General features: G+C 64.7%; 19 protein-coding genes. 10 read left to right on the top strand and 9 right to left on the bottom strand.

The window, feature by feature from the left end; translation table 11 throughout:
- Window positions 1–465 (bottom strand): 50S ribosomal protein L13, encoded by a 465-nt coding sequence (rplM, locus tag C7G41_RS24395; protein WP_007603484.1) that lies wholly within the window; start codon window positions 463–465, stop codon window positions 1–3.
- A gap of 158 nt (window positions 466–623) precedes the next feature.
- The gene (locus tag C7G41_RS24390) at window positions 624–1052 is read right to left on the bottom strand and encodes a PaaI family thioesterase (protein ID WP_007603483.1); all 429 of its coding nucleotides are present in this window, start codon (window positions 1050–1052) and stop codon (window positions 624–626) included.
- Window positions 1053–1138: 86 nt separating this feature from the next.
- Here C7G41_RS24390 and C7G41_RS24385 point away from each other — a divergent pair, with 86 nt between their 5' ends.
- The 4 genes from C7G41_RS24385 to C7G41_RS24370 all read left to right on the top strand — a co-directional run bounded on the left by C7G41_RS24385 (window position 1139) and on the right by C7G41_RS24370 (window position 4615).
- Entirely contained in the window at window positions 1139–1963 is an 825-nt protein-coding gene (locus tag C7G41_RS24385; protein ID WP_106944915.1) for an enoyl-CoA hydratase, read from the top strand.
- Between the two features lie 105 nt (window positions 1964–2068).
- Complete coding sequence (locus tag C7G41_RS24380) at window positions 2069–2653, top strand: CoA-binding protein (protein WP_106944914.1); 585 nt, start codon at window positions 2069–2071, stop codon at window positions 2651–2653.
- Window positions 2654–2791: 138 nt separating this feature from the next.
- Window positions 2792–4072, top strand: coding sequence for an O-acetylhomoserine aminocarboxypropyltransferase (locus C7G41_RS24375; protein ID WP_106944913.1), 1281 nt, complete (start codon window positions 2792–2794; stop codon window positions 4070–4072).
- Window positions 4073–4270: 198 nt separating this feature from the next.
- Window positions 4271–4615 carry a hypothetical protein gene (locus tag C7G41_RS24370; RefSeq protein ID WP_007603479.1) on the top strand — a complete coding sequence of 115 codons (345 nt, stop codon included), beginning with the start codon at window positions 4271–4273 and terminating at the stop codon, window positions 4613–4615.
- A 19-nt stretch (window positions 4616–4634) separates the two neighbouring features.
- On the opposite strand, the gene C7G41_RS24365 is transcribed toward C7G41_RS24370, so the two are convergent.
- The gene (locus tag C7G41_RS24365) at window positions 4635–5717 is read right to left on the bottom strand and encodes a COX15/CtaA family protein (protein ID WP_106944912.1); all 1083 of its coding nucleotides are present in this window, start codon (window positions 5715–5717) and stop codon (window positions 4635–4637) included.
- A 95-nt stretch (window positions 5718–5812) separates the two neighbouring features.
- Between C7G41_RS24365 and C7G41_RS24360 the strand changes: the two genes are divergently transcribed.
- A complete protein-coding gene (locus C7G41_RS24360) occupies window positions 5813–6034 on the top strand; it encodes a DUF2842 domain-containing protein (protein ID WP_007603477.1) in 222 nt (73 codons plus the stop codon).
- 5 nt (window positions 6035–6039) lie between these two features.
- Here C7G41_RS24360 and C7G41_RS24355 read toward each other — a convergent pair whose 3' ends face one another.
- A complete protein-coding gene (locus C7G41_RS24355) occupies window positions 6040–7083 on the bottom strand; it encodes a polysaccharide deacetylase family protein (protein WP_106944911.1) in 1044 nt (347 codons plus the stop codon).
- Between the two features lie 127 nt (window positions 7084–7210).
- On the opposite strand from C7G41_RS24355, the gene C7G41_RS24350 reads away from it, so the two are divergent.
- A complete protein-coding gene (locus C7G41_RS24350) occupies window positions 7211–8392 on the top strand; it encodes a GNAT family N-acetyltransferase (protein ID WP_106944910.1) in 1182 nt (393 codons plus the stop codon).
- 203 nt (window positions 8393–8595) lie between these two features.
- Here the strand turns inward: C7G41_RS24350 and C7G41_RS24345 are convergent, their stop codons facing one another.
- Window positions 8596–10872, bottom strand: coding sequence for an exopolysaccharide transport family protein (locus tag C7G41_RS24345; protein ID WP_106944909.1), 2277 nt, complete (start codon window positions 10870–10872; stop codon window positions 8596–8598).
- Between the two features lie 203 nt (window positions 10873–11075).
- Here C7G41_RS24345 and C7G41_RS24340 point away from each other — a divergent pair, with 203 nt between their 5' ends.
- From C7G41_RS24340 to C7G41_RS24330, 3 genes are all read left to right on the top strand, one after another.
- Window positions 11076–12209 (top strand): glycosyltransferase family 4 protein, encoded by a 1134-nt coding sequence (locus C7G41_RS24340; RefSeq protein ID WP_106945046.1) that lies wholly within the window; start codon window positions 11076–11078, stop codon window positions 12207–12209.
- A 120-nt stretch (window positions 12210–12329) separates the two neighbouring features.
- The gene (locus tag C7G41_RS24335; RefSeq protein WP_199198579.1) at window positions 12330–13880 is read left to right on the top strand and encodes an undecaprenyl-phosphate glucose phosphotransferase; all 1551 of its coding nucleotides are present in this window, start codon (window positions 12330–12332) and stop codon (window positions 13878–13880) included.
- Between the two features lie 156 nt (window positions 13881–14036).
- Complete coding sequence (locus tag C7G41_RS24330; RefSeq protein WP_199198578.1) at window positions 14037–15293, top strand: O-antigen ligase; 1257 nt, start codon at window positions 14037–14039, stop codon at window positions 15291–15293.
- On the opposite strand, the gene C7G41_RS24325 is transcribed toward C7G41_RS24330, so the two are convergent.
- Complete coding sequence (locus C7G41_RS24325) at window positions 15262–15738, bottom strand: MarR family winged helix-turn-helix transcriptional regulator (RefSeq protein ID WP_199198597.1); 477 nt, start codon at window positions 15736–15738, stop codon at window positions 15262–15264. The two genes, C7G41_RS24330 and C7G41_RS24325, sit on opposite strands and share 32 nt — an antisense overlap.
- Window positions 15739–15884: 146 nt before the next feature.
- Between C7G41_RS24325 and C7G41_RS24320 the strand changes: the two genes are divergently transcribed.
- Complete coding sequence (locus tag C7G41_RS24320) at window positions 15885–17081, top strand: FAD-dependent monooxygenase (RefSeq protein ID WP_106944905.1); 1197 nt, start codon at window positions 15885–15887, stop codon at window positions 17079–17081.
- Between the two features lie 158 nt (window positions 17082–17239).
- Here the strand turns inward: C7G41_RS24320 and C7G41_RS24315 are convergent, their stop codons facing one another.
- The 3 genes from C7G41_RS24315 to C7G41_RS24305 are packed head-to-tail and all read right to left on the bottom strand — an operon-like array spanning window position 17240 to window position 20021.
- Window positions 17240–18418 carry a trans-acting enoyl reductase family protein gene (locus C7G41_RS24315; RefSeq protein WP_106944904.1) on the bottom strand — a complete coding sequence of 393 codons (1179 nt, stop codon included), beginning with the start codon at window positions 18416–18418 and terminating at the stop codon, window positions 17240–17242.
- A 14-nt stretch (window positions 18419–18432) separates the two neighbouring features.
- Window positions 18433–19215 carry a DUF169 domain-containing protein gene (locus tag C7G41_RS24310; protein ID WP_106944903.1) on the bottom strand — a complete coding sequence of 261 codons (783 nt, stop codon included), beginning with the start codon at window positions 19213–19215 and terminating at the stop codon, window positions 18433–18435.
- A 56-nt stretch (window positions 19216–19271) separates the two neighbouring features.
- Window positions 19272–20021, bottom strand: a complete 750-nt coding sequence (locus C7G41_RS24305) for a YdcF family protein (RefSeq protein ID WP_199198596.1) — start codon at window positions 20019–20021, stop codon at window positions 19272–19274.
- Window positions 20022–20162 lie beyond the last annotated feature (141 nt).

The raw sequence follows: 20162 nt of genomic DNA, 5'->3' as shown, positions 1-20162 counted from the left end.
TTATGCGGCCCTCGTGTTCTTGCGGTTCAACTTGGCGATGTCGATCTTCTCGGGCGTCTGGGCCTCGTGCGGATGATCGGCGCCGCCGTAGACGCGGAGATTGCCCATCTGGACGCGACCGAGCGGACCACGCGGGATCATGCGCTCGACGGCCTTCTCGAGCACGCGCTCGGGATGCTTGCCCTCGAGAATCTGGCGCGCGGTGCGCTCCTTGATGTGGCCGACGTAACCGGTGTGCTTGTAATAGGTCTTCTGCTCGCGCTTGCGGCCGGTGAGAACCGCATACTGCGCGTTGATGATGATGATGTTGTCGCCGCAATCAACGTGCGGGGTGTAGGTCGGGAGGTGCTTGCCGCGCAGGCGCATGGCGACGATGGTGGCGAGACGGCCGACGACCAGACCCTTGGCGTCGATCAATACCCACTTCTTCGTCACCTCAGCCGGCTTTGCCGAAAAGGTTTTCATGTCAGAGTTTCCGTGGACGGGGAGCATCGGCGCGAACACCGCACCGGACTGGGCGGATTTCTAGAGAACAGGGGCGCCGCGGTCAATGCCCCAAGGCGCAATTTACATGTGCAATATCAATCGCTTACAAATATGGTATTAAAGTACCTGCAAAAAGCTCAAACGTTTGGAATGGAATAGGTCGAGGTGACATGCGCAATGGGATCGGGCGAGGTACCGGACAACAGTTTCACCTCACCGACCGCGAGGCGCTTGCCGAGCTTGAGCAGCCGCGCCTCCGCCAGCACGTCCTGCCCGGGCTGCCCCTTGCGCAGGAAGTTGATGTTGAGATTGGTGGTCACGGCGAGCCCGATCGGCCCGATCGCGGACAACAGCACCACGTACATCGCGAAATCGGCGAGCGCCATCAGCGTCGGGCCGGACACGGTTCCGCCCGGCCGCAGCATCTTTTCGCTATAGCGCTGACGCAAAAGGCAGGCCTGACCGTCGGCGCTCTCGATTGTGATGTCGTCGCCGCTGAAGGCCTGGGGAAACTCGTTGCGGAGGAACTGCTCGAGCTCCGCCACGCTCATTTTCGCTAACGCCATGCTACCCCTCACCCTCGCTTCACGTCCCCTGTTACATTAAGTTATCTGCGTCATCCAATCGCAATAATCCAACCGGAAACGCTTTGATGTCCGTCCAGGCCGCCCGCGCCCCCGCCCCGCAACCACCGATTCTGCTGCGCGAGACCGTGGGCCCCATCGCGGTCCTGACCCTCAACCGCCCGGCCGCACGCAACAGCCTGTCGGCGACGATGATCGCAAGCCTGCATGCTGAGCTCAACGAGATCCGCGACGACAAAGCTGTCCGCGGGGTCGTGATCGCGGCCAACGGTCCCGCCTTCTCCGCCGGCCACGATATGAAGGAGCTGACTGCGCGCCGCACTGACCCGGATCGCGGCCGGGCCTTCTTCGCCGAGATGATGACCGCCTGCAGCGCGATGATGCAGGCGATCGTGCACCTCCCCAAGCCCGTGGTCGCATCGGTCCAGGGCATCGCGACCGCCGCCGGCTGCCAGCTCGTGGCAAGCTGCGATCTCGCGATCGCCTCGGAAGCAGCACACTTCGCCACTCCCGGCGTCGACATCGGCCTGTTCTGCTCGACGCCGATGGTGGCGCTGTCGCGCAACGTGCCGCGCAAGCAGGCGATGGAGATGCTGCTGACGGGCGAGCCGATCCCGGCCGCACGCGCCCGCGAGATTGGGCTCGTCAATCGTGTCGTCGCCGCCGGCACCGAGCGGGATGCCGCGATCGCGCTCGCCGAACAGGTCGCGCTGAAATCCGCCTATACCGTCAAGCTCGGCAAGGAGGCGTTCTACCGCCAGGCCGAGATGAGCCTTGCAGAGGCCTATCGCTATGCGGCAGAGGTGATGACCGAGAACATGATGGCGCGAGACGCCGAGGAAGGCATCGGCGCCTTCATTGAGAAGCGCACGCCGACATGGCGGGACGAGTGATTCGTCATTGCGAGCGAAGCGAAGCAATCCAGAGATCTCTTCTCGGAGACAGACTGGATTGCTTCGTCGCTTCGCTCCTCGCAATGACAGCAAAAAGATGAGCCAATGAACCACGACGCCTATCCCGACAATTACATCCGGGGCATCCTCAACAACGTGAAGTCGATCGCGATGGTCGGCGCCTCGCCTGCCAACGTGCGGCCGAGCTATTTCGCGTTCAAATATCTGGCCCAGCGCGGCTACGACATGATTCCGGTCAATCCCGGCCATGTCGGCAAGGAGCTGCTCGGAAAACCCTTCGTCGCCTCGCTGTCCGACATCGGCCGTCCCGTCGACATGATCGACATTTTCCGCAACTCCAGCCACATCATGCCGGTGGTCGAGGAAGCCCTCACGCTCGATCCGCTGCCGATGGTGATCTGGATGCAGTTGGGTGCGCGCGACGATGCGGAGGCGCTGAAGGCGGAATCGGTCGGTATCAAGGTGGTGATGAACCGCTGCCCCAAGATCGAATATGGGCGTTTGTCGTCGGAGATCTCCTGGATGGGCGTCAATTCGCGCACGCTGAGCTCCAAGCGCGCCCCGGTGCCGACGCAGGGCATGCGGCTGTGCCTCAATCGGATGAGTGTCGGCGGCGGCGAAACCGCGGCATCGGACCGCGCCGCCAAGAACAAGACCGAGCAAAGCTGACGCAATTGCGAAGGTTTCATTTCGCGAACGCGACAATGCGTAGCACGATCGTTCCGATGTGAAGCCGCGCCTTGACGGCAGCCGCGGCGCCGATCAGCATGCCGCGCGATTTCAGACCACGAGAACAGGACGCCCTCAATGAGCGATCGCCTTCCGGGATTTTCGACCCTCGCCGTGCATGCCGGTGCACAGCCCGATCCCACCACCGGTGCGCGCGCGACTCCGATTTATCAAACGACGTCGTTCGTCTTCAACGACGCCGACCACGCCGCCTCTCTGTTCGGCCTGCAGGCGTTCGGCAACATCTATACCCGCATCGGCAATCCCACCAACGCCGTGCTGGAAGAGCGCGTCGCGGCACTCGAAGGCGGCACGGCCGCGCTTGCGGTGGCCTCGGGCCATGCCGCGCAGGTCGTGGTGCTGCAGCAATTGCTCCAGCCGGGCGACGAGTTCATCGCGGCGCGAAAGCTCTATGGCGGCTCGATCAACCAGTTCACGCATGCGTTCAAGAGCTTCGGCTGGAACGTAGTGTGGGCCGATCCCGACGACATCGCGAGCTTCGAACGTGCGGTCACGCCGCGCACGAAAGCGATCTTCATCGAGTCCATCGCCAATCCCGCCGGCAGCATCACCGACATCGAGGCGATCTCGACGGTGGCGCGCAAGGCGGGCGTACCGCTGATCGTCGACAACACGCTGGCCTCGCCCTATCTGATCCGTCCGATCGATCACGGCGCCGACATCGTCGTGCACTCGCTGACGAAGTTTCTCGGCGGCCACGGCAATTCGATCGGCGGCATCATCGTCGATGCCGGCACCTTCGACTGGTCGACCGGCGGCAAATATCCGATGCTCTCCGAGCCCCGGCCCGAATATCATGGCATCCGGCTCCAGGAGACGTTCGGCAATTTCGCCTTCGCGATCGCCTGCCGCGTGCTCGGCCTGCGCGACCTCGGACCGGCGCTGTCGCCGTTCAACGCCTTCATGATCCTCACCGGCATCGAGACATTGCCGCTGCGCATGCAGAAGCACTGCGACAATGCGAAAGCGGTCGCCGAATTCCTCGCCGGCCATCCGGCGGTGGCCGCGGTGAACTACGCAGGCCTTGCAAGCGACCCGTACCACCGGCTCGCACGCAAATACGCGCCGAAGGGTGCCGGCGCCGTGTTCACCTTCAGCCTGAAGGGCGGCTACGACGCCGGCGTCAGCCTGGTCTCGAAGTTGCAGCTGTTCTCGCATCTGGCCAATGTCGGCGACACCCGCTCGCTGGTCATCCATCCGGCCTCGACCACGCACAGCCAGCTCGACGACGCAGCCAAGGTCAAGTCCGGCGCCGGCCCCGACGTGGTGCGGCTCTCGATCGGCATCGAGGACAAGGAAGATCTGATCGCCGATCTGGAACAGGCGCTGAGCGCGTAGCATCAACTTCATTCCGGGGTGCGCGACAGCGCGAACCCGGAATATCGACATTGCATCATAAGCTCTAGATTCCGGGTTCGGTGCTTCGCACCGCCCCGGAACGACGGCAGCCGTTTTGGCCGCCGCCAGTTAACAGTCGTTAACCATATCTGCCGCATACATCGTCACTGGATCGCCCCTTTTGATTCGGAGCCGACGATGCTGCGCTGGATGGTGCCTGCCCTTGCGGCGATGCTGACGGTCTCAGCTGCGATTGCCGCCGATTTGCCGGCCACGCCGCGGCGGCGGGCCGCCGCTCCGCCACAGGAGCCGCCGCAGGTCTATGTCGAGACCGATCCTGATGCGCTGATCTCGCCGGCCTACGGCATCGGCAGCTACATCCGCAATTTGCCGGGTACGCCACTGCTGCCGGGCTCGCACACGCTGCCGGGCTATTACGGCCGCCCATGGGACTACGATTACCAGGGCTCGTATTACGGCGGGAAGCAGGTCGATTATTTCTGGCGCCTGCCCTACTCGTGCGGCATCTACGGCTATTGCTGATCAGCCGGGCTGATAGTGATCAGCCGGCCTGACCGACAGGAACCGCGCGCGGCTGCGCTTGGGTTGAGCTGCGCGTCGCGAGCCGCTCCGTCTGCATCACCGCAAGCGTCAGCACCACGATCGCGACCGCCTGATGCGCGAGCGCGAGATCAATCGGCACCTGGTTGAGCAGCGTTAGGATGCCGAGCAATGCTTGCAGGCTTATCGCCCCCAACAGCAAAAGCGCCCCGCTTGCCGCAGATCCCGCGCGTGAACGCACCGCATCGAACGCGTGCAACGCAGCCAGCGCGAACAGCGCATAGGCCGTCATGCGGTGCTCGAACTGCACCGTCAGCACGTTGTCGAACATGTTGCGCCACCACGGCGTCTCGAACCACAGGCGCTCCGCTGAGGGAATGAACGCGCCGTCGATTTGCGGCCAGGTGTTGTAGGCGCGGCCGGCGCGCAGGCCCGCGACCAGCGCACCGAAATAGATCTGGATAAAGGTCACGACGAGGAGCAAGGCGCTGGTGAAGCGCAGCCGTGACGAGGCTGCGATCTGCGGACGCTCGGCGAGCCGCCGCACCGTCCAGACGATGCCGGCGAAGATCACGAGCGCGAGGACGAGATGCGTCGCCAGCCGATATTGCGACACCTCGACGCGTTCAGACAGCCCCGAGGCCACCATCCACCAGCCGACCGCGCCCTGGAGCCCGCCGAGCGCGAACAGCAGCCACAGCCGCCGCTTCAACTCACCGGGCAGGCCACCGCGCCAGAGGAAGAACAGGAACGGCAAGAGATAGGCGACGCCGATGAAACGGCCGAGCAGCCGGTGGCTCCATTCCCACCAGAAGATCTCCTTGAACTCGGACAGGCTCATGCCGGCGTTGAGCTCGCGATATTGCGGGATCTTCTTGTAGGCCTCGAAGGCTGCCGTCCACTGCGCTTCCGAGAGTGGCGGCACGCTGCCCGTGACCGGCTTCCATTCGACGATCGAGAGCCCGGATTCCGTCAGCCGCGTCGCGCCGCCGACCAGCACCATCAGAGCGATCAGCGCCGCCACTGAGATCAGCCACCAGCGCACGGCGCGATACGGCTCGGACGGGGCGGAAATCGTCGTCATTCGAGGCAAAAACCAGAGCTTGAACCGGACTGCGTGCCCCTTATAGTCCCCCGCTCCCGCAGCGCAAGTTTACGCGAAAGCCGCGATATTCCGTCATGACGATCCGCACCCGCAAGTTCCTCGGCACCATCCTGCTCCTGGTGCTCGCCACCGTCTGGGCCCTGCTCGGCATGGCGCTGGCGCAGATGCCCTGGATCGCCGAGTCCGGCTGGCGGCAGGCCATCTATTACGTGGTGGTCGGCATGGGATGGGTGCTGCCGGCGATGCCGATCGTGAGCTGGATGCAGCGGCCCGACCGGGCCAAATCCAGTTCGTAGCGCTTCTAGGTCGCAGCGGTGCCGGTCGGCTTCACCGGCGCAAAAGAAACCCCCGACACCAGCACCCGCATGATGCGCAGCGAGCGCACCCGGCCATCCCAGGAAATGCGCGGCAGCGCGCGCAGATTGGTGCGTCCCTCCGCGTCCACGACGCCCGGGATCGTCGTCACCGCGCTGGCAAAGCCGGCCTCCTCCGCCATGATGACATGGCTGCGCCGGAACGAGGCGCGATCGCCGAACGGAAAGGCGAGATGCCGGATATCGCGATTGAAGGCCGCTTCCGCCACCGCCTTGCCCATCGTCATCTCGCGCAGCGCGGCCGTATCCTTCATGTTGGCGAGAACGGGATAGTTCACGGTCGCACTGCCGATCGTCACCATGGGATCGGCCGCGAGCCTCGCCAGATCCTCCCAATTCATCGATGCCTCGCGCGAGAGCGCGGCAAGGTCGATCCGGTAGCGCGTGCAGAGGTCTGCAATCGCAGCCGACACATCCGCCGGCGGCAGCGAGCGCAGCCAGGCCTCGAGGAACGAAAACAGCGCCTGCTTCTCGGCGTTGTCAGTCACCGTGAAGCGCTGCTCCTTCTCGCCCATCATCAGGCTGACGCGGCTCTCGCGCGCGATGACCTGTTCGAGTCCGAGCCACCAGGCCTCTCCGACGCCGTCGGGAAACGCCGTGGGCACATAGATCGTGAAGGGCACGGCGTGGCGCGCCAGCACAGGGTAGGCAAAGTCGATCAGATCCTTGCCGGCGCCGTCGAAAGTGAGGGCCACGAAGCGCCCGTGTTCGGACAGCGTCACCGCGCGCCGGCAGACCTCGTCCATGCCGAGAAAATCATACTTCCACCGCTTCAGCGCGCGAATGGCGCGATCGAGGAAATGCGGCGTGATCTCGTTCTCGCGCAGCGGCTGAAACCCGCCGCGCCGCCGCGGCCGCACATGCGCAAAGCGCAGGATGGCGCCGGCACCACGACTGCGCAGCGCGGCCTGGCCCGTGAGCCAGGTCAGCTCAAGGCGCAGCCGTTCCAGCCATCTGTCGTCGGATGCCAATATCCCACCTCGCGCCCGTCGGCGGCCGTTCCCTCTCCTATAGTCATTACCCTTTGTTGACATTTCTTTGCAAAGGTCGGCCACGGGCCGAATTACGCATATTTTTGATTTCTCGACAGGTTCGCGAATGACCATGGCTGCGGCGATGCAAAGCCGGAAGGCAGAATTGCCAGCGCGGTCGAAAGCGGGCCGCATCGCGCATGTCGACATCGTTTCCGATCTCGACGCGGCTGAGGCCGTCTGGCGCGCCTTCGAGCAGCCCGGGCACCTCTTCACGCCCTATCAGCGGTTCGATCTGCTCAGTCCCTGGCAGCGTCTGGTCGGCGAGCACGAACGCGCCCGTCCTTTCATCGTCGTTGCCCGCGACGCCGAGCATCAGCCGCTCCTGCTGCTGCCGCTCTCGCTGCGCCAGAACCACGGCGTGCGCACCGCCTGCTTCATGGGCGGCAAGCATACGACCTTCAACATGGGCCTGTGGAACGCCGAATTCGCGGCGCAGGTCGCCATCGGCGATCTCGACGCGCTGTTTGCGCCGCTCGGCGAACATGCCGACGTGCTCGCACTGACGCAGCAGCCGCTGCACTGGAACGACCAGCAGAACCCGTTCGCGCATTTGCCGCGCCAAAGCGCGATCAACGGCTGCCCGCTGCTCACGATGGAACCGGGAGGCCCGCCGGCATCGCGGATCAGCAACTCCTTCCGCCGCCGCCTCAAGAGCAAGGAGAAGAAGCTCCAGGCGCTCGTCGGCTATCGTTATCACCTGGCGACCACCGACGCGGACATCACCCGCCTGCTCGACTGGTTCTTCCGTGTCAAACCGGCGCGGATGGCCGAACAGAAGCTTCCCAACGTCTTCGCCGAGCCCGGCGTCGAGCAATTCGTCCGCAGCGCCTGCCTTGCGCCACGCGGTGACGGCCGCGTCATCGACATCCATGCGCTCGAATGCGACGACGAGGTGATCGCGATCTTCGCCGGCGTCGCCGACGGCCAGCGCTTCTCGATGATGTTCAACACCTACACGATGTCCGAGCACGCCCGCTACAGCCCCGGGCTGATCCTGATGCGCTACATCATCGATCGCTGCGCCGAGCGCGGCTACCGCTCGCTCGACCTCGGCATCGGCTCGGACGAGTACAAGCGGATGTTCTGCAAGGACGACCAGGAGATCTTCGACAGTTTTGTTCCGCTAACGTCACGCGGAAAGCTCGCGGCAATGGCGATGTCCTCGCTGAGCCACGGCAAGCGGCTGGTGAAACAGAACCAGATGTTGTTCGACCTGGCGCAGCGGCTGCGGCGGGCGTTCGGGTAAGAAATTCCCCGGTTGGGAAACGCTACCCCTGCGGCGCATCCTTCGAGACGCCCGCCTCTGGCGGGCCCTCAGGATGAGGACAGAATTCGCGGCAGCAGCTTCAACGGATTCCGATCCAGCCCAGCCTCATCCTGAGGAGACCGCGAAGCGGTCGTCTCGAAGGACGAGGCGCTCGCTCGGGCCCCACGGACAGGGCAAGGACATCACGCCGCAACGACGCGCGGCGCGTCCCTCGCATCCGACGGCTGCACGGGCCTGTTCAGCATCGTCACTTCGCTGAAGCCGACGGCGCTGAGCTGCTCGCACATCAGCGCGCGCGCATCCGGCGCTATCGACACCTCGGGCACCACGACGGCGCGGGCATTCGCCGTCAGGAGCTCGGCCGGAAGATCGGAGGCACTGCCGGCATCGAGCAGCACGTGGTCGTAGGCCCGCAGCAGCGCGTCGATCGCGAGCGTCACGCGCGGCGACTGCAACAGGCTGCGATCGAAGCCGGGACGGCCGGCCATGACGAGATGCAGCCGCGAGAGCTTGTCCCGCGTGATGATCTGCGCGAACGACGCCTCGCCCTGCATCAGTTCGGCAAGGCCGGGGGCCGAGGCATCGACGGACACGGCGGCCATGGTCGGCGAGGACGCGGCGAGATCGACCACGACGACCCGCGCGTCGCGCGCCAGGTGCCGGGCCAATGTCAGCGTCGACAGCGTGATGGCTTCGCCGCTCGCGGTGCCGAGCACCGTGACTTTCTTCGCCATGGTCCCGGCGGCGCGCAGGCGATCGGCCAGACGTTCGATCTCCGCGAATTCGGTGACATCGGCATCGGCCGTCATCTCCGGCTGCAGCGGCGCGGGTTCTGCCATGACTGGATCGACGACCGGATCGACGAAGGGCTCGACGACCACCGGTTGGACGATCTGTTCCTGGCGAGCCGACGCCCGCGTGAGCGCCGGCGTGAACACCGCCACCGCACGGGGCGCGGTCTGGCGCAGCAGCTCTCCGGTGACGACGACGCCGGACGAGAGCAGCAGTGTCGCGATCGTCGCGATCAGTACGATCGGCAGCTTCTTCGGATAGGCCGGTGTGTTCGAGACGACGGCGCGCGAGATGATGCGGCCATCCGTCGGCGCGGTGTCGATGGTCTCGCGGGTGTTGGCTTCGCGGTACTTCGCGAGATAGGTTTCGAGCAGGTCGCGCTGCGCCTTGGCCTCACGCTCGAGGGCGCGGAGCTGTACGTCCTGGCCGTTGGTGGCCGTCGCCTGCTTCTTGAGCTGCTCGAGGCTCGCCGACAATTCCTGAACGCGCCCGCTGGCGGCGCGCGCATCGTTTTCAAGCGTGCGGGCGAGCTTGGCGGCCTCGTCGCGGATCTGGGTGTCGAGGTCGGCGAGCTGCGCCTTCAATTCCTTGATGCGCGGATGGTTGCCAAGCAACGTCGACGATTGCTCGGCCAGCTGCGCCCGCAACGCCACGCGCTGCTGGGAAGGCGTGCGCATCGATTCCGAGTTCAAAATTTCCGACGACTCGATCGGCTTGCCGCTCTGGATCATCTCGCGGATCAGGCGCGCCTTGGACTCGGCATCGGCCTTGAGCGCGCGCGCATTGTTGAGCTGGGTATTGACCTCGCCCATCTGCTGGTTCGACAGCGTCGTGTTGTTGGTGCCGACGAACAGGCTCGACTTGGAGCGGAAGTCCTCGGCCTTCGCTTCGGCCTCGGAGACGTTCCGTCGCAGCTCGTCGATCCTGCCGGCATACCACTGGCTGGCATTTCGGGCCTGGTCCTGCCGCGCATCCTGCTGCAGCACGAGATAGCCGTCGGCGATCGAATTGGCGACGCGCACGGCGAGATCGGGATCGGCAGACTGGAATTCGATCACGATGACGCGCGACTTATCCACGGCGTAGGCCTGGAGGCGCTCGTAATAGGCGTCGAGCACGCGCTCTTCCGGCGTCATCGAGAACGGATCGCGGCCGATGCCGACCAGCGCCGCAAGCGACTTCAGCGGCGAAATGCCTTGCAGCACCGGATCGAACTCGGGCCGTTCCGCAAGCTTGTTCTTCTTGATGATCTCGCGCGCGAGATCGCGCGACAGCACGAGCTGCACCTGGCTGGTGACAGCTTCGGCGTCGAGCGCCTGCCGTTCCTCGGCGCGATCGCTGTTGGGGCGCAGAAACACATTCTCGCGGCCGTCGATCAGGATACGGGATTCGGATTTGTAGCGCGGCGTGACGAGATTGACGATCGCGATGGACGCGACGAGAGCCAGCACCGTCGGCACGATGATCCAGCCGCGCTTGCGCGCCAATGCCGCGCCGAGCGCGTGCAGGTCGATGTCGCCGGATTCGACTGGCGCCGGCCTCGGAGCGACGGGTGCAGGCTTTGCTTCAACCTGGGGCTCGAGTTCGGCCCGCTTGGCTCCGGCCTTCGAGACAGCCCGCTCGACCACCGCCTTGTCCTTGCTGGCACGCCAGAACGCTAAACGCATCGAACACTCCCGCAGGCGCAACGCCACGAACCTACCTCAACCGGGGCGATTACACTCCATTAAGGTTGCCGCTGAGTTAATCGCGGCGTGCGGCAGCTCGCACAGGCACGTCCGTCACCGTTTGTTAACCACGAGGGCTCTTAATCCGTCTCGATATTTCGTGAGATTGTTCGAGCATTCGCCGTCGAGCGCTGGTTTTGATCATGCCCCCCTCTCCCGACCAGCCGCTTCGCATCCTGCACGCCGTGCGCGCTCCGGTCGGCGGCATCTTCCGCCACATCCTCGACGTCGCCAACGGCCAGGTCGATCGAGGCCATCATGTCGGCATCCTCGCCGACAGTCTCACCGGCGGTGAACGCGCCGACAAGGCCCTTGCCGAGCTCGCACCGCGGCTGAAACTCGGCGTGCACCGGATGGCGATCCGCCGCGAACCGTCGCCTGACGATGTCCTGGTCTGGCTTCGCTTGCGGCGCCTGATCGCCACCCTCAAGCCCGACGTCATGCACGGCCACGGCGCCAAGGCTGGCGCTTTCATCCGCATGCGGCGGCGATCCGACGACACCATCCGCATCTACACCCCGCATGGCGGCTCGTTGCATTATCCCCTTAACACCCTCAAGGGCGAGTTTTACGCGCGGCTCGAGCGTACGCTGATGGACGCGACCGACCTGTTCCTGTTCGAAAGCGCGTTTGCGCGCGACACCTATCAGCGCATCGTCGGCAAGCCGAAGGGCGTGGTGCATTGCGTCTTCAACGGCGTGACGCCGGAGGAATTCGAACCCGTCGTCATGGCCGACGACGCCACCGACCTCGCTTATGTCGGTGAGTTCAGGCACATCAAGGGCGCCGATCTGCTGGTCGACGCGGTGGCGCGCCTGCACGAGGGCGGCAAGAAGGTCACACTGACGCTCGGCGGCGACGGCGAGGAGACCGCGGCGCTGAAAGCCCAGGTCGAGAGGCTCGGCCTCTCCAGCGCCATCCGCTTCATCGGTCACGTCAAGGCACGCTACGGCTTCTCCAAGGGGCGTCTGCTTGTCGTTCCCTCGCGTGGCGATTCCATGCCCTATGTCGTGATCGAGGCCGGTGCCGCCGGCATTCCGATGATTGCGTCCAAGATCGGCGGCATTCCCGAGATTTTCGGCGCGGAGAACCCGGCGCTGTTTGCGCCGAGCAACGCGGACGCCATGGCGGAGGCGATTGCGGCCGCGCTCGACAATCCGCTGGGAACAGCGCAGCGCGCCTCGTCCCTCCGCGAGCGCATCTCCGCGCATTTCTCCCAGCAGGCGATGGTCGACGGCGTGCTCGCGGGCTATCGCGACGCATTTGCCAATCATTAACCATCCTCAAGGCCGCTTTAGAGAATCTTCCGATTTGTCCGTTAGTCCAAGGGCCAGGGGATGCTCGCCTGGGGCGCAAGGACGCGACCCGCGGGTTTTTTGGAATGGACGTGGACGCCCGTGGAACCGCTCAACGCACGCTCGATGCTCGATGCCGCGACCAGCGCCGCGGCGAAGCCGGCTGACCAGCCCTTTGTGGAGCGCCGCCAGCGGCTCTCGCCCGCCGCGCTCGACGTCGTCAACCAGAAGGTCGCCCGCGCCTATTCGCCGATCGTGATCACCGGCTTCGTACGCCTCGCCGATTTCGCGCTGCTGAGCCTCGTCGGCATCGTCCTCTATCTCGGCTACGTGATGCCCCACGCCGGGTCCTTCAGCTGGATCTATCCCGCGCAGGTCATCGCCGTTGCGGTTTCCGCCGTGGTCTGCTTCCAGGCCGCCGACATCTACCAGGTGCAGCTGTTCCGCGGTCAGCTCCGGCAGATGACGCGGATGATCTCGTCCTGGTCGTTCGTCTTCCTGTTGTTCATCGGCATCTCCTTCTTCGCCAAGTTCGGCAGTGAAATATCGCGGCTGTGGCTTGCCGCCTTCTACGTCCTCGGGCTCGCCGCGCTCCTCTGCGAGCGTCTGGTGCTGCGCTCGCTGGTGCGCGCCTGGGGGCGCGAGGGCCGGCTCGACCGCCGCACCATCATCGTCGGCTCCGACCGCAACGGCGAACAATTGGTCGAGGCGCTGAAGGAGCAGGAGGATTCCGACATCCACGTCCTCGGCGTATTCGACGACCGCAACGACAGCCGCGCGCTCGACACCTGTGCCGGTGCGCGCAAGCTCGGCAAGGTCGACGACATCGTCGAGTTCGCCCGCCGCACCCGCGTCGATCTGGTGCTGTTCGCGCTGCCGATCTCCGCCGAGACACGCATCCTGGAGATGCTGAAGAAGCTCTGGGTGCTGCCGGTGGACATCCGCCTCTCCGCGCATACCAACAAGTTGCGCTTTCGCCCCCGCTCCTATTCCTATATCGGCGAAGTGCCGACGCTGGACGTGTTCGAGGCGCCGATCACCGACTGGGACCTGGTGATGAAATGGCTGTTCGACCGCGTGGTCGGCACCCTCGCGCTGCTCGTGGCCTTGCCGGTGATGGGATTGGTGGCGCTGGCCGTGAAGCTCGACAGTCCCGGCCCCGTGCTGTTCCGCCAAAAGCGCTTCGGTTTCAACAACGAGCGCATCGACGTCTACAAGTTTCGCTCGATGTACCATCATCAGGCTGATCCGACGGCCTCGAAGGTCGTGACCAAGAACGACTCGCGCGTCACCCGCGTCGGCCGCTTCATCCGCAAGACCAGCCTCGACGAACTGCCGCAGCTCTTCAACGTGGTATTCTCGGGCGATCTCTCTTTGGTCGGCCCGCGTCCACATGCGGTGCAGGGCAAGCTGCAGAGCCGCCTGTTCGACGAAGCCGTCGACGGCTATTTCGCCCGGCACCGGGTCAAACCCGGCATCACCGGCTGGGCCCAGATCAACGGCTGGCGCGGCGAGATCGACAATCAAGAGAAGATCCAGAAACGCGTCGAGTTCGACCTCTATTACATCGAGAACTGGTCGGTGCTGTTCGATCTCGTCATTCTGCTGAAGACGCCGATCTCGCTGCTGACGAAGAACGAGAACGCGTATTGAGTTTCCGTCATGCCCCGGCTTGACCGGGGCATCCAGTACGCCGCAGCGCCAGCCGTTTCCTGCAATGCGCGCCGCGGAATACTGGATCGCCCGGTCAAGCCGGGCGATGACAGCTGTGTATGTGGCCTACCAGTTGCGTAAACGTGTGAGCATGTGATGGCATATGCGGCAACAGCCGGGGAGATGAATGCAGCGGTTCGCGCTGCGCCCGGCGTGTTGGCCCTCCAGCGCGCGCTGGTCTGGCTGGTCGGCGCCTCCGGCGCGATCGTCTTCATCGAGCCGAGCCCCTACGAGATCGTGACGCTGCTGGCCACCGTCACATTCTTTGCCACCGGCCTGCGTCTGCGGCTCGCTTTGATGCCGCTGGTGCTGATGCTGGTCCTGCTCAATATCGGCTACACGATCAGCGCGATCCCGCTGTTCGAGCAGTCCGAGGTGGTCAGCTGGATTGCGACCTCCTGGTACATGGCGGTGACGGTCGTGTTCTTCGCCATGGTCACGTCGGAGGACACCGCGGCCCGGCTCGACATGCTCCGCCGCGGGCTCGTGGTCGGCGCGATGGTCGCCTCGCTATTGGCGGTCGCCGGCTACTTCCACCTGGTTCCCGGCGGCGACGACCTCCTCACCCTGTACGGACGCGCGCGCGGCACCTTCAAGGACCCGAACGTGCTCGGCGCCTTCCTGATCCTGCCGGCGCTGTTCTCGCTGCAGAGCGTCGTCTCCGACAAGTTCGGCAAGGCGTTTCGCAACGTCATTGCCTTCGGCATCATGTCGCTGGCGATCCTGCTCGCGTTCTCCCGCGCCGCCTGGGGCGGGCTGGTGCTGACATCCGCCTTCATGCTGGCGCTGATGGTGCTGACCAGCCGCACCAACGCGCAGCGCTCGCGCATCATCGTCATGGCGATACTGGCCGCGGTGCTGGGCCTCGCGCTGATCGCGGTGTTGATGTCGTTCGATTCCACCGCCGAGATGTTCAAGCAACGCGCGAGCTTCGACCAGAGCTATGACGAAGGCCGCTTCGGCCGCTTCGGCCGGCATATCCTGGGTGCGGAGATGGCGCTCGACCTGCCGTTCGGCATCGGCCCTCTGCAATTCCACCGCTTCTTCCCCGAGGACACCCACAACTCCTATCTCAACGCCTTCATGTCCGGCGGCTGGCTGTCCGGCATCTGCTATCCCGCGCTGGTCTTCACGACCGTCATCATGGGTGTCAGGCACATCTTCGTGCCTGTGCCCTGGCAGCGCGCCTATCTCGCGGTGTTCTCCGCCTTCGTCGGCACCGTCGGCGAAAGTTTCGTGATCGACACCGATCACTGGCGGCATTTCTGGATGATGCTGGGCGCGATGTGGGGCATGATCGCGGCCGCGCAGATCTACAAGGCTAGGGCTCGCGACGAAGCTTCTTCAGCTTGAGAGTGGGACGCTTTTCCGGCGGCGTGTCGAGCAGGCCCTTCAGCGCCGCAGTTGCCGCGAGCACACCCTTGTAGCCCTCGGTCGCAAAACGCAGCAGCAGGCGTAGCTCCTCGTCGGAATAGGCGTTGAACACCTTCTCCATTGCCCGTTGCATCGGCACATAGAACTGGCCGATCTTCATCGCTGCTTCCGGCACGACAGCAATGAAAACCTTGCGCCGGTCGTTTTCATCCCGCTCGCGGCGCACCAGCCCCGCCTTTTCGAGCCGATCGACCACGCCGGTGATGGCCCCCGTCGTCAGGCCCGTGACTTCGGCGAGCCGGCCGGCGGTGACGCGGCCTTCGAGATACAGGATGTCCATGCATTCGAGGTCGGAATTGGCAATTCCGGCAACGTTCGCAACGGTCTGGCCATAGAGCACGCCCTGCGCGGAGGACCTCCGCATCGCCTCCTCGAGCTCCTGCAGCAGCGCAGCGCGCGCCTTCGTCCTTGACAAGGCCCACCTCATCTCTTAGTCGATATATATCTTAGTCACTAAGATATTTAGCGACCATAATTCTCCTAGCACCACGGAAACGTCGGGAGCAAGCCATGTCCTATCGTCCTCGCAGGGCCCTGATCATCGGCGCCGGCATCGCCGGGCCCGTCGCGGCGGTCCTGCTGCGCCGCGCCGGCATCGAGTCCGCGATTTACGAGGCCTGGCCCTATTCGAAAGGCATCGGCGGCGGCCTTCAGATCGCGCCGAACGGCATGCAGATCATGGACGAGATCGGCCTTTCGAACGAGCTGATCAGCCGCGGCTCGATCGCGGAATCCTTCGACTTCTATTCGCAAGGCGGAGAGAGGCTCGGCTCGATCAATCGCGACATGGCGCGACGCTTCGGCCAGCCCGCGGTCAATGTCTGCCGCGCCACGCTGAACGAGATGTTGATCGACAAGGCCTGGTGCGCGTGCGTTTCACTCTATTTCGAAAAGCGCCTGATCAAGATCGAGGATCGCGGCGACCAGCCGATCATCGCCTACTTCGCCGACGGCACCACGGCCGAAGGCGATTTCCTGATCGGCGCCGACGGTGTGCACTCGGTGACGCGGCGCCAGGTCGTGCCCGACGGGCCGCAACCGTTCGACACTGGACTGATCGGCTTCGGCGGCTTCGTGCCGCACGCCGTCCTCGACGGCCGGCCGATCGACCGGAACGTCGAGACCACGTTCGGGCAGAGCGGCTTCTTCGGCTACGGCTATTGCAGCCCCGATCCGAACGACGGCGTGATGTGGTGGAGCACGCAGCCCGCGCACGGCATGGACGCGGCGATGTTTCGCGCGCTCGACCATGCAACGCTGAAGCAGCACCTGCGCGGCTTCCACCGCGGCTGGCACGATCCGATCCCTGGCATCATCGAGGCAGCCGAGAACATCGTGGTCACCGACACGCTCGATGTCGCCACCCTGCCGACCTGGTCGCGGAAGCGCTCGCTGCTGATCGGCGATGCCGCGCATGCGACCAGCCCGCATGCGGGTCAGGGCGCCTCGCTCGCGCTGGAGGATGCGATGCGCCTCGCCCGGCTGATGCAGCAAGGCCAGGAGCTCGGCGCCACCTTCCAGGCCTTCGAGGCCGAACGGCGCCCGCGCGCGGAAAAGGTCGTCGCCATGGCGCGCCGCAACGGCAACAGCAAGCGCGAATTCAGCGCCACTGGCGCGTGGATCCGCAATCAGATGATGAAGTGGCTGCTGCCGCTGGGCGCGAAAAGCATGGAGTTCATGTACGCCTACGACGCGCGGGCCGTGTAACGGCACGAACGCTGTCGTGCCCCACCTTGTGCGCGCTTGCCCACTGGGGCAGGCATCCAGCACGCCGCGGCCTCTCGATTCAATCAGTGCCGTCTCTGGAATACTGGATCGTCCGGTCAAGCCGGACGATGACACCGTGATGGTGGCAGGTGCCGCCTCTACTTCTCCACCTCAAACGTCAGCCCGGCGTGATCGACCAGCCGCTTGATCAGCTTGTGCTGCATCGCCGCGCCCGGCGTCCAGAAGCCGGCTGCGACGTCGGTCGTGTCACGCAGCATGCAGATGGCGCATTCGGAGATCATCTTCGAGGTCGAGCCGTAGCCGGGATCGCGGTCCCCGGTGACGCCGGCGCGAACCGTGCGGCCATCGGGCGCGATCGCCACATAGAGTAGATCGAACAGACCGTTTTCGCGCTCTTCCTTCGACGGCCCCTCGCCCGGCTTCGGTGCGTCGGGGCCGGTCTTGCCCGCATTGGCAGCCATCACGAGCTTGGCGTTGGCCTCGCCCTTTTCGCCGGGACCGGTCAGGACCATCTCGTCGTAGACGAAGTCCTGGCCGTATGGGAATCCCATCAGCATGTTGGAGCGATGAACGTTGCGCGTGTTGATCAGCGCCATCATGAACGGCGCGGTCCAGGATTGCAGATCCTCCTCGAAGGCCGCCCTGTTGCCTTTCGGCTGCTTCGGGCCGGTGAAGCCGGGCGTCAGCGCAAAATGATCGTTGAGAATGGCGACAAGGCTGAGATCCTTGGCCACGGCATCGAAGGTCGCCTTCGCGCTCGCGGCGGTGCCGCCCGAGAGCGTGCCGCGCATGTCGCGGACACGCCCTTTCACCCGCGGGGCCGGCGCGCCGAAGACACGTTTGGCCTCCTCCTGGACGAAGAACGTACCGAGCTCGAACGGGACGGAATCGTAGCCGCACGAAAACACGATCCGCGCGCCGCTCTCTTTTGCAGCCGCCTCGTACTTGTCGATCATCTGGCGCATCCAGATCGGCTCGCCGCAGAGATCGAAATAATCCGTGCCGGTGGCGACGCAGGCGGCGAGCAGTTCTTCACCATAGAGCTGATACGGGCCGACGGTGGTGATCACCGACATCGTCTGCTCCGCCATCGCCTTCAGCGAAGCAGCATCCGATGCATCCGCGACGATCAGCGCCGTATTCCCGGGCGCGCCGATCGCATCGCGCACCGATTTCAGCTTGCCGAGGCTGCGGCCTGCCATCGCCCATTTGAGCGAATGGTCGCTCTTGTAATGCTGGGTCAGGTATTCGGCGACGAGCTGGCCGGTAAAACCGGTCGCGCCATAGACGACGATGTCGAATTTCGCAGAGCTCATGGTCGGCCTTTACTTCACTTCTTCGCGTAGCTCACGCCCATGCCGGCACGGACGTCGCTTTGAATACCATAGGGCGGGATCGGATAACGCAGGCCGTTCTTCGCCAGCGCCTTCATGCCCACAACCGCCTTGGCGAGATGTTCCGGCTTCAGGGCCATCAGCATCTCCTCGTCCGGCACGCCGCCATAGCGCCGTTCGGCATAGCATGGCAAGGAGAGGCTGGGCTCACCACTTTTAAGCGCCCTGCCCCAGGAATCGGCGCAAGCCGTCTCGCCGACCACGCCCCATTCGAACTTCTTGTAGCCGGTATATTGCAGCCCGTTGATCAGGATGATCATCTGCCCGGGGGTCGCATAGACGAGACAGATGTCTGGCGGATCGAGCCGCCCGCTCGCCAGCGGACTGACCGCGAGCGCCTGATAGTGTCCGAACGGAACCACATCCAGCGCCTCCTGGCGCTTGCGTGCGTCCTCCGCCGTACCGTGCCAGACACCGACATAGTTTTCGCCAGCGAGCCATTTCTCGTCCTGCGGTGCGAGGCCGATCACCGCGCGGCACTGCGCGCCGACGAGATCGTCGGCGGTGATGCCGACGGTCCAGCCCAGACGCGCCGCCATGCTGACGATCTGGTCGGTGGTGTGGACCGCGTTCGGCCGCCGGATTTTCGGGATTGCCTCCATGTCCGCGGTGCGCGCGAACAGCTTCATGCCGATCACCGTGGTCTTCAGCCGCAGCAGGGTGTTGAGATCGGCGACGAGGCCGGCAAGATCGATGCTGTCTGCACTCTGCTGTTGCATGGCGTCCTCCCGGCCAGCAGTCGCGCGCCGGCGTTGTTATTGTTTCTTGAACTGTTCTAGTCCTTCGCCGGTCCCGGGAGCAACTCGCCAGTCCGGCCCATCAGGCGGTAGGCGACGAGCCCGATCCATTCGCGCACGGCGACCTCGGTTCGGCCGAGCCCGTCCGCGCCGACATTGGTGAAAGAGAGGAGATCGTCTCGCCCGCCCATTCGCCAGTCCACCGGATAGGCCTCGACGTCAAATCCCGCCTTGCGAAAGATCCCCATCGAACGCGGCATGTGAAAGGCCGACGTGACCAGGAGCCAGCGCTCGCCCGGTTTGGGCGCCACCAATTGTTTGGTGAAGATGGCATTCTCGTAGGTGTTGCGAGAGTCACGCTCGAGGATCAGGCGCTGCTTCGCGATGCCCAGATTCTCCAGGATCGGCGCAGAGTAATCGGCCTCCCGGGCGTCCGTCGAAACCAGGTTCGCGGTGCCCCCGGTGAACACAACGCGCGTGTTCGGATAGCGGCGCGCGAGCTCGGCCGGCGCGAACAGGCGATCGGCCGCGTGCGCCACGACCGGTGTACGGTGCGCCGCCGACAGATCGGTGTCGACCGAGCCGCCGAGCACGATGATGCCGTCGGGCGTGCCGCGCGATGGATCCCACGGCGGGAAACGCGACTCCAGCGGATAGAGCAAAAGGTTGCCGAGCGGCGAAAACGCGGCGAGCGCCAGCATGATCAGCGCGGCCGCGGCGAGCTTGCGGCCGAATGCGGCAAAGCGCGTCGCCATCAGGACGACCGAGACGATTCCGAGCTCGATCATCAAGTTGATCGGCAGCACCGCGGTGCCGAGGGTCTTGGACAGGACAAAAAGCAGGGGAGCCTCGCTGGAATGATCGTGCCTGGTGCGCACGGGCTTGACCCGCCCGTCGATCTTCAGAAAGCTTCTTGGAAGAGGATCGAT

This window comes from Bradyrhizobium sp. MOS002 (assembly GCF_003020115.1).
Lineage (GTDB): Bacteria > Pseudomonadota > Alphaproteobacteria > Rhizobiales > Xanthobacteraceae > Bradyrhizobium.
This window is presented reverse-complemented; position numbering and strand designations above follow the sequence as displayed.

Bases quoted from the DNA above. Each gene is read 5' to 3' on its own strand.
- rplM (WP_007603484.1), bottom strand. From the start codon at position 465: ATGAAAACCTTTTCGGCAAAGCCGGCTGAGGTGACGAAGAAGTGGGTA.
- C7G41_RS24390 (WP_007603483.1), bottom strand. From the start codon at position 1,052: ATGGCGTTAGCGAAAATGAGCGTGGCGGAGCTCGAGCAGTTCCTCCGC.
- C7G41_RS24385 (WP_106944915.1), top strand. From the start codon at position 1,139: ATGTCCGTCCAGGCCGCCCGCGCCCCCGCCCCGCAACCACCGATTCTG.
- C7G41_RS24380 (WP_106944914.1), top strand. From the start codon at position 2,069: ATGAACCACGACGCCTATCCCGACAATTACATCCGGGGCATCCTCAAC.
- C7G41_RS24375 (WP_106944913.1), top strand. From the start codon at position 2,792: ATGAGCGATCGCCTTCCGGGATTTTCGACCCTCGCCGTGCATGCCGGT.
- C7G41_RS24370 (WP_007603479.1), top strand. From the start codon at position 4,271: ATGCTGCGCTGGATGGTGCCTGCCCTTGCGGCGATGCTGACGGTCTCA.
- C7G41_RS24365 (WP_106944912.1), bottom strand. From the start codon at position 5,717: ATGACGACGATTTCCGCCCCGTCCGAGCCGTATCGCGCCGTGCGCTGG.
- C7G41_RS24360 (WP_007603477.1), top strand. From the start codon at position 5,813: ATGACGATCCGCACCCGCAAGTTCCTCGGCACCATCCTGCTCCTGGTG.
- C7G41_RS24350 (WP_106944910.1), top strand. From the start codon at position 7,211: ATGACCATGGCTGCGGCGATGCAAAGCCGGAAGGCAGAATTGCCAGCG.
- C7G41_RS24345 (WP_106944909.1), bottom strand. From the start codon at position 10,872: ATGCGTTTAGCGTTCTGGCGTGCCAGCAAGGACAAGGCGGTGGTCGAG.
- C7G41_RS24340 (WP_106945046.1), top strand. From the start codon at position 11,076: ATGCCCCCCTCTCCCGACCAGCCGCTTCGCATCCTGCACGCCGTGCGC.
- C7G41_RS24330 (WP_199198578.1), top strand. From the start codon at position 14,037: ATGGCATATGCGGCAACAGCCGGGGAGATGAATGCAGCGGTTCGCGCT.
- C7G41_RS24325 (WP_199198597.1), bottom strand. From the start codon at position 15,738: ATGCGGAGGTCCTCCGCGCAGGGCGTGCTCTATGGCCAGACCGTTGCG.
- C7G41_RS24320 (WP_106944905.1), top strand. From the start codon at position 15,885: ATGTCCTATCGTCCTCGCAGGGCCCTGATCATCGGCGCCGGCATCGCC.
- C7G41_RS24315 (WP_106944904.1), bottom strand. From the start codon at position 18,418: ATGAGCTCTGCGAAATTCGACATCGTCGTCTATGGCGCGACCGGTTTT.
- C7G41_RS24310 (WP_106944903.1), bottom strand. From the start codon at position 19,215: ATGCAACAGCAGAGTGCAGACAGCATCGATCTTGCCGGCCTCGTCGCC.
- C7G41_RS24305 (WP_199198596.1), bottom strand. From the start codon at position 20,021: ATGATCGAGCTCGGAATCGTCTCGGTCGTCCTGATGGCGACGCGCTTT.